Source organism: Pseudomonas sp. R5-89-07, assembly GCF_003851685.1.
Lineage (GTDB): Bacteria > Pseudomonadota > Gammaproteobacteria > Pseudomonadales > Pseudomonadaceae > Aquipseudomonas.
In genome coordinates, this window is record NZ_CP027727.1 from 1,344,669 (window position 1) to 1,356,586 (window position 11,918).

Annotated in this window: 11 protein-coding genes; 1 reads left to right on the plus strand and 10 read right to left on the minus strand. The window is 59.5% G+C overall.

Annotated elements, in window-relative coordinates:
• Window positions 1-169: 169 nt before the first annotated feature.
• The 8 genes from C4J94_RS06080 to C4J94_RS06115 form a co-directional block, all read right to left on the minus strand.
• Window positions 170-904: an amino acid ABC transporter ATP-binding protein gene (locus C4J94_RS06080; protein WP_124385352.1), complete on the minus strand. Its 735-nt coding sequence runs from the start codon at window positions 902-904 to the stop codon at window positions 170-172.
• A complete protein-coding gene (locus C4J94_RS06085) occupies window positions 901-1,572 on the minus strand; it encodes an amino acid ABC transporter permease (RefSeq protein ID WP_046071144.1) in 672 nt (223 codons plus the stop codon). Before C4J94_RS06085 ends, C4J94_RS06080 begins: the two co-directional genes overlap by 4 nt.
• Window positions 1,572-2,318: an amino acid ABC transporter permease gene (locus tag C4J94_RS06090; RefSeq protein ID WP_010564125.1), complete on the minus strand. Its 747-nt coding sequence runs from the start codon at window positions 2,316-2,318 to the stop codon at window positions 1,572-1,574. The genes C4J94_RS06085 and C4J94_RS06090 overlap by 1 nt, the downstream gene beginning before the upstream one ends.
• A 195-nt stretch (window positions 2,319-2,513) precedes the next feature.
• The gene (locus C4J94_RS06095) at window positions 2,514-3,440 is read right to left on the minus strand and encodes a glutamate/aspartate ABC transporter substrate-binding protein (RefSeq protein WP_124385353.1); all 927 of its coding nucleotides are present in this window, start codon (window positions 3,438-3,440) and stop codon (window positions 2,514-2,516) included.
• A gap of 382 nt (window positions 3,441-3,822) precedes the next feature.
• Entirely contained in the window at window positions 3,823-5,361 is a 1,539-nt protein-coding gene (gene glpD, locus C4J94_RS06100; RefSeq protein WP_124385354.1) for a glycerol-3-phosphate dehydrogenase, read from the minus strand.
• A 276-nt stretch (window positions 5,362-5,637) separates the two neighbouring features.
• Window positions 5,638-6,393 (minus strand): DeoR/GlpR family transcriptional regulator, encoded by a 756-nt coding sequence (locus tag C4J94_RS06105; protein ID WP_010212755.1) that lies wholly within the window; start codon window positions 6,391-6,393, stop codon window positions 5,638-5,640.
• Between the two features lie 95 nt (window positions 6,394-6,488).
• Entirely contained in the window at window positions 6,489-7,994 is a 1,506-nt protein-coding gene (gene glpK, locus C4J94_RS06110) for a glycerol kinase GlpK (RefSeq protein ID WP_124385355.1), read from the minus strand.
• A 76-nt stretch (window positions 7,995-8,070) separates the two neighbouring features.
• Complete coding sequence (locus C4J94_RS06115) at window positions 8,071-8,925, minus strand: MIP/aquaporin family protein (RefSeq protein ID WP_065891903.1); 855 nt, start codon at window positions 8,923-8,925, stop codon at window positions 8,071-8,073.
• A gap of 325 nt (window positions 8,926-9,250) precedes the next feature.
• On the opposite strand from C4J94_RS06115, the gene ybaK reads away from it, so the two are divergent.
• The gene (ybaK, locus tag C4J94_RS06120; RefSeq protein WP_124385356.1) at window positions 9,251-9,721 is read left to right on the plus strand and encodes a Cys-tRNA(Pro) deacylase; all 471 of its coding nucleotides are present in this window, start codon (window positions 9,251-9,253) and stop codon (window positions 9,719-9,721) included.
• A 61-nt stretch (window positions 9,722-9,782) separates the two neighbouring features.
• On the opposite strand, the gene C4J94_RS06125 is transcribed toward ybaK, so the two are convergent.
• Window positions 9,783-10,853 (minus strand): ABC transporter ATP-binding protein, encoded by a 1,071-nt coding sequence (locus C4J94_RS06125; RefSeq protein WP_124385357.1) that lies wholly within the window; start codon window positions 10,851-10,853, stop codon window positions 9,783-9,785.
• Window positions 10,850-11,770 carry an ornithine carbamoyltransferase gene (gene argF, locus C4J94_RS06130; protein ID WP_124385358.1) on the minus strand — a complete coding sequence of 307 codons (921 nt, stop codon included), beginning with the start codon at window positions 11,768-11,770 and terminating at the stop codon, window positions 10,850-10,852. Before argF ends, C4J94_RS06125 begins: the two co-directional genes overlap by 4 nt.
• Window positions 11,771-11,918 lie beyond the last annotated feature (148 nt).

Below are 11,918 nucleotides of genomic sequence, written 5' to 3' on the forward strand. Positions count from 1 at the left end.
ACAGATGCCTTGGGTCAACCAGCGCTGCCGGCCTGTGCGGTCCAGGTGGGAGGGAGGCTTGCCTCCGATTGCAGTTTGTCAGTCGGTATATCTATCGCTGATGCACCGCTATCGGGGGCAAGCCCCCTCCCACATGGGTCCGGTTTCTACAGTTGGCGCTGTGTAGTACTTAGTGCTGCAGGATTTTCTCAAGGAAGTGCTGCGCACGTTCGGAGCGGGCGCTGATGTCGCCGAAGAATTCTTCTTTCGGGCAGTCTTCGATGATCTTGCCGGCATCCATGAAGATCACACGGTCGGCCACTTTGCGGGCGAAGCCCATTTCGTGGGTCACGCACATCATGGTCATGCCCTCGTGGGCCAGTTGCACCATCACGTCCAGCACTTCGTTGACCATTTCCGGGTCCAGCGCCGAGGTCGGTTCGTCGAACAGCATGACGATCGGGTCCATGGCCAGGGCGCGGGCAATCGCCACACGTTGTTGCTGACCGCCGGACAGTTGGCCAGGGTGCTTGTGGGCATGTGCCGACAGGCCTACGCGCTCAAGCAGTTGCAGGCCTTTCTGGGTGGCTTCTTCCTTGCTGCGGCCTAGCACCTTGATCTGCGCGATGGTCAGGTTTTCGGTGATGGTCAGGTGCGGGAACAGCTCGAAGTGCTGGAACACCATGCCCACGCGCGAGCGCAGTTGCGGCAGGTTGGTCTTCGGGTCGGCGATAGAGGTGCCGTCGACCACGACGTCGCCTTTCTGGAACGGTTCCAGCGCGTTGACGCACTTGATCAGGGTGGACTTGCCCGAGCCGGACGGCCCGCACACCACGATCACTTCGCCTTTTTTAACCTCGGTGCTGCAGTCGGTCAGCACCTGGAAGTCGCCATACCACTTGTTGATGTTCTTGATAGAGATCATACGGCAAACCTTTTTTGCAGACGCTTGACCAGCAGCGAGGCGGAAAAGCTGATGATGAAGTAGACGACACCGGCGAAGATCAAAAACTCATTGGAGCGGCCGATGATGTCGCCGTTGGAGCGGGCGGAGTTGAGGAAGTCCACCAGGCCCACGGTGTAGACCAGCGAAGTGTCCTGGAACAGGATGATGCTCTGCTGCAGCAGCAGCGGGGTCATCTTGCGGAACGCCTGGGGCAGGATGATCAGGCGCATGGTCTGGCCATAGGTCATGCCCATCGCCTGCGCAGCGGCCATCTGCCCCTTGGGGATCGACTGCACGCCGGCCCGCACGATTTCGCAGAAGTACGCCGCTTCGAACATCATGAACGCCACGACGCACGAGGTGAACGCGCCGATCGGTGTGTCTTCGCCGGTGATCCAGCGCAGCACGAACGGCACCGCCAGGTAGAACCAGGTGATGACCAGCAGCAACGGGATCGAGCGGAAGTAGTTCACATAGGCGCCGGCCACACGGGACAGCAGCTTGCTGGACGACAGGCGCATCAGCGCGAGGATCGTACCCAGGATGATGCCGCCGACCACGCCCATGACCATCAACTGCAGGGTCATGACCATGCCGTTCCACAGGCCCGGGATCGCGGGGATGATACCGCTGAAATCGAAGTCCATTATTTACCCCCCACGGAGATCAGGCCGGGCACCGCGACTTTCTTCTCGACCACGCGCATCAGCAGCATCAGGCTCATGTTCAGGGTGAAGTAGATCAGCGTGGCCAGGGTGAAGGCTTCAAACAGGTTGGCCGAGAACTCGGCGGTCTGCTTGGTTTGCGCCAGCAGCTCCATCAGGCCGATCAAGGACGCCACGGAGGAGTTCTTGAACACGTTGAGGAATTCGGAGGTGAGCGGCGGAATGATGATGCGATAAGCCTGGGGCAGCAGCACGTTCCAGTAGATCTGCGGCAGCTTGAAGCCCATGGCGCGGGCAGCGGCTTCCTGGCCACGCGGCAGCGCCTGGATGCCGGTGCGCACTTGTTCACATACACGGGCGGCAGTGAACAGGCCCAGGCACACGACAACGCTCAGGTAGGCCGAGGTGGTCGGGTTCAGGTCTTGTTTGTACCAGTCCTGCAGGTTCTGCGGCAGCAGATCGGGTATCAGGAAATACCAGATGAACAGCTGAACCAGCAGCGGCACGTTACGAAACAGCTCCACGTAGCAGGTCGCGATGCCCGATACGATGCGGTTTGGCACGGTACGCATGACGCCCAGAATGGAGCCCAGCAGCAAGGCGATAATCCATGCCACGACAGCGATGGCGATGGTCCAGCCCAGGCCGGCGATGTACCAGTCGAGATAAGTCTCGCTGCCAACGCCAGTGGACTTGAAGAACACGCCCCAGTCCCAGTTGTAATTCATTAGGGTCTCCCCTCGAGATCGATCGATGTACAAGCACCCACTTGGGGAAGGTCCTTTCCCCACCTGACGTTGAACGCCAGGCACACACAATCGGCTCGAAAACCGCCAGGTCGAGTGTTCCAAGTTAAAGCCAGCAGGTAATTACAGACGCCTGAGGGAGGTTTGGCTCCCTCAGGAGATAAGATTAGTCAGGATTTAGATCTTTACTTCCGGAGCCGGCTTGTCGCTCGGGTTCTTGATCAGTTCCTTGACCTTGTCGCTCATAGGGAAGTTGAGGTTCAGGCCTTTTGGTGGAATCGGGCTTTCAAACCACTTGGCGTAGATCTTGTTGATTTCGCCGGATTTGTACAGGCCGACGATGGCGTCATCCACCGCTTTCTTGAAGGCAGGATCGTCTTTACGCACCATGCACGCGTAGGCTTCGAACGACTGTGGAGTACCGGTGATGACCCAGTCATCCGGCTTCTTGGCCTTGGCTTCTTCGCCGGCCAGCAGGGCGTCGTCCATCATGAACGCAACGGCGCGGCCGCTTTCGAGCATCTGGAAGGATTCGCCATGGTCCTTGGCGGAGATGACGTTCATGCCCATTTGCTTGTCGGCGTTCATCGCTTTGATGATGCGCTCGGACGTGGTGCCGGCGGTGGTCACGACGTTCTTGCCTTTGAGATCGGCAAAATCAGCGTAGGAAGGCTTGCCATCCTTGTCTTTCTTGACCAGCAAGCGAGTGCCGATTTCGAAGATGTTGGTGGTGAAGTCAACTTGCTGGGCGCGCTCGGCGTTGTTGGTGGTGGAACCGCATTCCAGGTCCGCGGTGCCGTTCTGGATCAACGGAATACGGGTCTGCGACGTCACCAGGTTGTATTTGACCTTCAGATCGGGCTTGTTCAGGTCTTTTTTCAGGGCTTCAACGACGGCCAGCTGAATGTCATGGGAGTAGCCCACGGGTTTGCCCGAGCCATCCGCAATGTAGGAAAACGGGATGGAGCTGTCACGGTGAGCGAGAGTGATAGTGCCGGAGTCGTTGATTTTCTTCAGCGTGCCGGTGAGTTCGGCGGCGAAAACTGGAGTGCTGATCAGAGCAGCAGCGATAGCTGCGCCCAGGATATGGGGAACGATGCGCATCAATACTTCCTCGACATTTGTTTTTTTTATGAAGCCAGCTAAACGGCTCTCTTGTACAGCGAATGCCTTGACGGCTCCTGAGGCGTCCCGGGCAATCGTCAGGAAGTGTAGAGCATGACTCGTGCCATACCGCATACAAAAGCTTAACTTGCTGATTTTTATAGGTATTAACTTTATGTGACGATTGCGGTTAATCGCTCGGGTACGGCAAACCGAATAGGGAAAGGTGTTGCGTTCGGAAAACCGAATGGCACGCGCGCATAAGGTAGGAGCGAGCTTGCTCGCGAAAAACGCAAAAACGCCGCGTTTATTCTGAATAAACGCGGCGCTCTCAGGTTTTTCGCGAGCAAGCTCGCTCCTGCAAAAGTGACGGGAGGGAGGGTCAGGCCGCTTCGAACTTGCTGCGGTTCTGTTCAACCTTGGACAGGTAGCGCTGCAGGTTGTCCTGTTCCGCCGGGGTGGTGAACAGGCCCAGCTTGGTGCGGCGCCACAGCACGTCCTGCGGCTGCGTTACCCACTCTTGCGCGCACAGGTAGTCGACTTCGCGGGTGTAAAGGCCGCCCCCCAGGTGCTCACCCAAATCCGCCAGGCTTTGCACACCTTCGAGCAGGCGCCAGGTGCGGCTGCCGTAGGTCGTGGACCAGCGGCGAGCGATCTCGCTCGGCACCCAGTCGAACTTGCTGCGGATGGCCTCGGCCAGGGCTTCTGGCGTGGTCATGTCTTCACCACCAGGCAGGCTGGCCTTGGCGGTCCAGCTAGGGCGCATCTGCGTGAAGTAGGGCGCCAGCTGCGCCATGGCCGACTCGGCGAGCTTGCGGTAGGTCGTCAGCTTGCCGCCGAACACCGACAGGATCGGCGCTTCGCCGGTGCCGCCGGACAACGACAGGGTGTAGTCGCGGGTAATGGCCGACGGGTTGTCCGATTCGTCGTTGCACAACGGACGCACGCCCGAATAGGTGTGGACGATGTCGTCACGGCTCAGTTGTTTCTTGAAGTGTGCGTTGACCACCTTGAGCATGTAGTCGGTTTCACCTTCGGTGATCGCAACTTTCGCCGGATCGCCGGTGTATTCGCGGTCGGTGGTGCCGATGATGGTCAGGTGGTTCAGGTACGGGATAGTGAAGACGATGCGCTGGTCTTCGTTCTGCAGAATGTGCGCGTGCGCACCTTCGTAGAGTTTCGGGACGATCAAGTGGCTGCCCTGGATCAGGCGGATGCCGTACGGCGAATCCAGCTTCAGGTCATCCTTGATGAACTTGGCGACCCACGGGCCAGCGGCGTTCACCAATGCGCGAGCGCGGATCGAGAACAGGCTGCCGTCAGCGCGCTCCATGTTCATTTCCCACAGGCCGTTGCTGCGGTGTGCGCTGACGCAACGGGTCTGGGTGTGGATGTGCGCACCTTTCTCCCGTGCGGCCATGGCGTTGAGTACCACGAGGCGGGCGTCGTCGACCCAGCAATCGGAGTATTCGAAGCCTTTGGTGATTTCGCTTTTCAGTGGGCTGTCCGCACCGAACTTCAGGCTTTTCGAACCGGCCAGTTTTTCGCGTTTGCCCAAGTGGTCATACAGGAACAGGCCGGCACGGATCATCCAGGCCGGACGCAGGTGCGGACGGTGCGGCAGCACGAAGCGCATCTGCTTGACGATGTGCGGGGCCTTTTCCAGCAGCACTTCACGCTCAGCCAGGGCTTCGCGTACCAGACGGAACTCGTAGTGTTCCAGGTAGCGCAAACCACCGTGGATCAGCTTGCTGCTGGCCGAGGAGGTATGGCTGGCCAAGTCGTCCTTTTCGCAAAGGAATACCGACAAACCGCGACCGGCTGCGTCTGCTGCAATGCCGACGCCATTGATCCCGCCGCCGATAACGGCAACGTCATAGACTTCGGCAAGCGGTGGGGCAGGCAAGGTAGAAGGGTTCATCGGCTGGCCTCGCGATCTTTTCGTATTGGAATTCGAACATTAATGTTCATTTGCGAAAATGGTAGCTGATAAACGCGGGCACAGCCAGTCGACTTCGATTGAAAAAACTCATCGAAGGGTGGGGAAAGGAAAATTTGTGAACATGAGCCGGAGGGGAGGGCTCAAGAAAGGGGCGTTGGATAGACCGCCATCGGGGGCAAGCCCCCTCCCACACTTTGATGTGTGAACGCATTCAATGTGGGAGGGGGCTTGCCCCCGATGGCGTCAGTACAGGCGCTAGACGACTTCCAGCCGAACCTTGTGCTGATTCAACAACTGCACCAGCGCCGGCACCGGTTGCTGGTCAGTCACCAGGCAGTCCACCAGGCTGATCGGCCCGAGGCGAATCATGGCGTTGCGCCCGAATTTGCTGGAGTCCGCCGCCAGAATCACTTGGCGCGCATTGGCGATGATCGCCTGGGAGACCCGAACTTCCTGATAGTCGAAGTCCAGCAGGCTGCCATCCTCATCGATGCCGCTGATCCCCACCAGTGCAAAGTCGACCTTGAACTGGTTGATGAAGTCGACACTGGCCTGGCCAACCACGCCGCCGTCACGCCGCACATTGCCGCCGGTCAGCAACACATCGAAGTCGTCCTTGGCGCTGAGCATGGTGGCGACGTTGAGGTTGTTGGTGATGATTTTCAGGTGGTTGTGGTTGAGCAGGGCGCGGGCGATGGATTCGGTGGTGGTGCCGATATTGATGAACAACGAGGCATGATCGGGAATCTGCGCCGCGATGGCTTCGCCGATACGCTGCTTTTCGTCGCGCATCTGGTCTGCACGCATGGCGTAGGCGGTGTTCTCGACACTGGAGTCATAGGCCGCGCCGCCGTGGTAGCGGCGCAGCAGATTGGCGTCCGCGAGCTGGTTGATATCGCGGCGGATGGTTTGCGGGGTGACAACGAACAGCTGCGCCATTTCCTCGATACTGACGTAGCCGCGTTCGCGGACCAGTTCGAGGATTTGTTGTTGGCGGGGAGGCAGATTCATGGGGCGTCCTTTGGGCTGCCATACAAAAGTGGCCCATGATGACGCAGGAATCCGCTCCCTGCCAGTTACAACCCGATATAGATCCGGCGCTTGGCTTATTCGGCGCCTTCGTGCGGTTCCCAGTCGCGGGTGCGGCTGACTGCTTTTTGCCAGCCGGCGTAGAGCTTCTCTTTGGCTGCCTCATCCAGTTGTGGTTCGAATTCGCGCTCGATCACCGCTTTGCCGCGCAATTCGTCCAGGCTACTCCAGAAGCCGCAGGCCAGGCCCGCCAGGTAGGCGGCGCCGAGTGCCGTGGTTTCACGCATTTGCGGGCGTTCGACCTGGGTACCGAGGATGTCGGCCTGGAACTGCATCAGGAAGTTGTTGGCCACTGCGCCGCCGTCGACGCGCAGGGCTTTGAGGCGTTCGCCCGAGTCCTGTTGCATGGCGTCGAGTACGTCACGGGTCTGGTAGGCGATCGACTCAAGCGCTGCGCGAATAATGTGATCCACGCGTACGCCACGGGTCAGGCCGAACAGTGCGCCTCGGGCATACGGGTCCCAGTAGGGCGCGCCCAGGCCGGTGAAGGCCGGCACCAGGTAGACGCCGTTGCTGTCCTTGACCTTGCCGGCGAAGTATTCGGTGTCGTGGGCGTCGTTGATGATTTTCAGCTCGTCACGCAACCACTGCACGGTGGAACCGCCGTTGAAGACAGCGCCCTCCAGTGCGTAGGCCACTTCGCCACGTGGGCCGCAGGCGATGGTGGTGAGCATGCCGTGCTTGGATTTCACCGCTTTGTCGCCGGTGTTCATCAGCAGGAAGCAGCCGGTGCCGTAGGTGTTCTTGGCCTGGCCGGCTTCGACGCACATCTGGCCGAACAGCGCGGCTTGCTGGTCGCCGGCAATGCCGCCAATGGCGATGCCGCTCTTGGTGCGGCCGTAGATCTCGGACGACGACTTCACTTGCGGCAGCATTTCCCGCGGAATGTCCAGAATCTCGAGCATCTTCGCATCCCACTCCAGGGTATGGATGTTGAAGAGCATGGTGCGCGAAGCGTTGGTGTAGTCGGTGACGTGGGTCTTGCCGCCGGTAAATTTCCAGATCAGCCAGCTGTCGACGGTGCCGAACAGCAACTCGCCGTTGCGCGCACGTTCGCGGCTGCCTTCGACGTTGTCGAGGATCCACTTGAGTTTGGTGCCGGAGAAGTAGGGGTCGGTGACCAGGCCCGTGGTGTCGCTGATGTATTGCTCATGGCCGTCGCGCTTGAGCTGCTGGCAGATTTCGGTGCTACGGCGGCACTGCCAGACGATGGCGTTGTAGATCGGGCGGCCGGTGACCTTGTCCCACACCACGGTGGTTTCGCGCTGGTTGGTGATGCCGATGGCGGCGACCTGGTCATGGTGCAGGCCCGCCTGAGCCAGTGCCTCGACCATCACCGCGCTCTGGGTGGCGAAGATTTCCATTGGGTCATGCTCGACCCAGCCGGGCTGCGGGTAATGCTGGACGAATTCACGCTGGGCGGTGCACACCACGTTGGCATCACGGTCGAAGATAATCGCGCGGGAACTGGTGGTGCCCTGATCAAGGGCAATGATGTAGTTCTTATTCTGAAGGTCGGTCATGTCAATTGCCTTGGACGAAATAAGGAAGTCAGGAATCAGCCGGGGTCACGAACGGCAGGGAGCCCGGCTGGCGCTTTCAGGAAATACGGGTTTTGCCGTTGACAGCCGTGTCAGGTGTTTCAGCTATAGCAGGTGCGGCGCTCGGCAGGTGACGGGCGATCAGCCCGCGGTACGCTGCAGCGCCAAGGCATGCGCCGACAATCGGTGCGAAAATCGGTACCAGGAAGTAAGGAATATCGCGACCGCCAGTGAAAGCCATTTCACCCCAGCCCGCGAAAAAGGTCATCAGCTTGGGCCCGAAATCCCGCGCCGGGTTCATCGCAAAACCGGTCAATGGGCCCATGGCGCTGCCGATGACGGCGATCAGCAGGCCAATCAGCAGCGGGGCCAACGGGCCGCGTGGCAGGCCATTGTTATCGTCCGTCAGGGCCATGATCACGCCCATCAGAATGGCCGTGATGACCATTTCCACCAAGAATGCCTGGGCAGTGCTCAGCAGTGCATGAGGATAGGTGGAGAACACCGAAGCCAACTCCAGGCTGGCCTGGGAGCCACGTACCATGTGGTGAGTTTGTTCGTAATCGAAAAACAGGTTGCTGTAGAGGGTGTACACCAACGCGGCGGAGCAGAAGGCGCCGGCGATTTGAGCGAGGATATAAAAGGGCAGTTTGCGCTTTTCGAAATCGGCGAAAATACACAGGGCGATACTCACCGCCGGATTGAGGTGAGCCCCGGAAATCCCGGCACTCAGGTAAATCGCCATGCTTACGCCGACCCCCCAGATAATGCTGATTTCCCACAAGCCAAAGCTCGCACCCGCGACCTTGAGCGCAGCGACGCAACCGGTACCGAAGAAGATCAGCAGCGCAGTGCCGAGGAATTCGGCCATGCATTGGCTCGAAAGTGAAGGCTGTTGAAGAGCAGTTGTCATGGAAAACCTCAGTTGTTGTTCTTGTCTGGCGCACTGCCTCAACGGGCGGTTGCGCGATTTTCACCGTGAGGAGGATCCCCATCCTGCGCCACGGCTTACTGCTCGAGTACCTAGGGCTATTCCTACAGTATTCGGAAACGAAAAAATATAGACAAGAATGACCGCTGTCAAAGGTCGAAAGTGAACCATTGGTCATTTCCTAACTATTGGTATGGTGAATGATCACAATGGACGCTGGGCATCGGTGCCCGTGAACCTCTGTACTAGAGCGTTTTCGGCGCGCTTGGCCTAGAATTGGCCATCAGTTTGCACGCTTGGAGCCCGCATGACCCCTGCCTTGGACCTGTTGAAAAAAGTTCGCGCCGAACATCGTATCCACAGTTATGAACACGATCCCAAGGCGGCTTCGTATGGCCTGGAGGCCGCGGAAAAATTGGGCCTCGATCCGGCGCAGGTGTTCAAGACGTTGCTCGCCAGCAGTGAGAAGGGCGAATTGCTGGTGGCGGTGGTGCCGGTCGTCGGAAGCCTGGATCTCAAAGCCCTGGCGCATGCGGCAGGCGTCAAGAAAGTCGAAATGGCCGACCCGGCGGCGGCGCAGCGGTCCACGGGATACTTGCTGGGCGGTATCAGCCCGTTGGGGCAGAAGAAGTGCTTGCGCACCTTCATCGATGTGACGGCGCAGCCGTTTGCGACGATTTTTGTCAGCGCCGGGCGCAGGGGGCTGGAAGTTGAATTACCGGCCAGTGTGTTGGCTGAACATACCCAAGCCACTTTTGCACCGATTGGCCGAGTCTGATTTTCAGCCCTATGGTGAATGGTGATCCAATGTGGGAGGGGGCTTGCCCCCTCCCACATTTTTAGTCCGGTTTCGTCAGGCGGCTACTTACGCCCTGGAACAGAACCAGATGCTCGGCGGCCACCCGAATGCCCACATCCGCGCCCATTTGCTGATCGACATGGCTGGGGAAAATCGACTCCAGCTGTGCGCCCGTCGGTAGTTGCAGGCGGTAGAGGGTCGACGCGCCGAGGAAGGTCTTGCCAACAATCCGTGCTTTGAGCGCACTGTCCGGCGCGTAGACGATGTCATCCGGGCGCAGTAGCACGTCCACCGCGCCGCCGGTCGGCCAGGTGTAGGCACGGTTGCCACGCAGCTCGCCCAGTTCGGTGCTGACCGATTCCGGTGAATTCAATTGGCCACGAATGAAGTAGCCCTGGCCGATAAAGCTGGCGACGTAAGGCGTCTGCGGTTCGTGATAGAGGTTATAGGGCGTGTCCCATTGCTCAAGACGCCCCTCCTTGAAAACCCCAACGTGGTCGCTGACGGCGAACGCTTCTTCCTGATCGTGGGTGACCAGGATCGCGCTGGTGCCGCGAGCCTTGAGAATGTCGCGCACTTCATGGCTGAGCTTGCGACGCAGTTCGCCATCCAGGTTGGAAAAGGGTTCGTCCAGCAGCAGCAGTTGCGGTTCCGGCGCCAAGGCGCGGGCGAGGGCGACGCGTTGCTGTTGGCCACCGGAAAGCTCGTGGGGGAAGCGTTTGCCCAGGTCTTTGAGGTTGACCAGTTCCAGCAACTCGGCGACCACACGGTCTTTGTGCGGGTGCTTGCGAATGCCGAACGCAATGTTGTCTGCCACGCTCAGATGGGGAAACAGCGCGTAATCCTGGAACACCATGCCGATACGACGTTTCTCCGGTGCCAGTGTGAAACCGGCACTGGAGATCACTTCACCCGCCAGGCTGATTTCGCCTTCGTGCACCGGCTCGAACCCGGCAATCGCACGCAGGGTGGTGGTTTTGCCGCAGCCCGAAGAGCCCAGCAGGCAACCGATGTCGCCGGCGTTGAGGTGCAGATTGAGGTTCTGCACCACTCGTTGATCTTGATAGCCGCATGCCAGATTGCGCAGGTTCAGCAGTAATGGCTGGCTCATGCGTGGTGGTACGACGGTGGGACGAGAAATTCGAGCAGGGCCTTTTGCGCATGCAGGCGGTTTTCAGCCTGGTCCCAGGCGACCGAACGTGGGTCGTCGAGCAGGTCGAGGCTGATTTCTTCGCCACGGTGGGCGGGCAGGCAGTGCATGAACAGCACGTCCGGCGCAGCCAGGTCGAGCAGGGCGCGGGTCACCTGGAACGGCGCGAACCGGGCCAGGCGCTTGGCGGTTTCGTCTTCCTGGCCCATGGAGGTCCAGACGTCGGTGCTGACCAGGTGTGCGCCGACCACCGCGTCTTTCGGATCGCGCAGCAGTTGCACACGGCCGTCGGCCTTGGCCATGAACTCGGCGCTGGGTTCGTAACCTTCCGGGCAGGCGATACGCAGGTGGAAGTCGAACTGGATGGCAGCTTCTATATAGCTGTTGCACATATTGTTGCCGTCGCCGATCCAGGCAACGGTCTTGCCCTGGATCGAGCCGCGGTGTTCGAGGAAGGTTTGCATGTCGGCCAGCAACTGGCATGGGTGCAGGTCATCGGACAGGCCGTTGATCACGGGCACGCGCGAGTTGGCGGCAAATTCGGTCAAGGTGCTATGGGCGAAGGTACGGATCATCACGGCGTCGAGCATGCGCGACATCACGATGGCGCAATCGCTGATCGGCTCACCACGGCCCAGTTGGGTATCGCGGGGCGACAGGAAGATAGCCTGGCCACCGAGTTGAATCATGCCGGCTTCGAAGGACAAGCGGGTGCGGGTCGAGGACTTCTCGAAGATCATCCCGAGCACGCGGTTTTTCAAAGGCTCAAACAGTACGCCGCGGTTACGCAGGTCTTTAAGCTCAATGCCTCGACGGATCACGCTGACCAGCTCTTCGGGCGTGCAATCCATCAGGGAGAGAAAGTGCCTTGCGCTCATCATTAACTACCTTTTGCAACAGACCGCAGATACTCAAAGCCTTGTTTATTGTGACAACGGGCGAGACCTGCGGCGAAAGCCGCACGGGGCGACGAAATAGGGGAAGGCGCGATATTGACATTAAATGTCGCGTCTTACCAATAGGGCT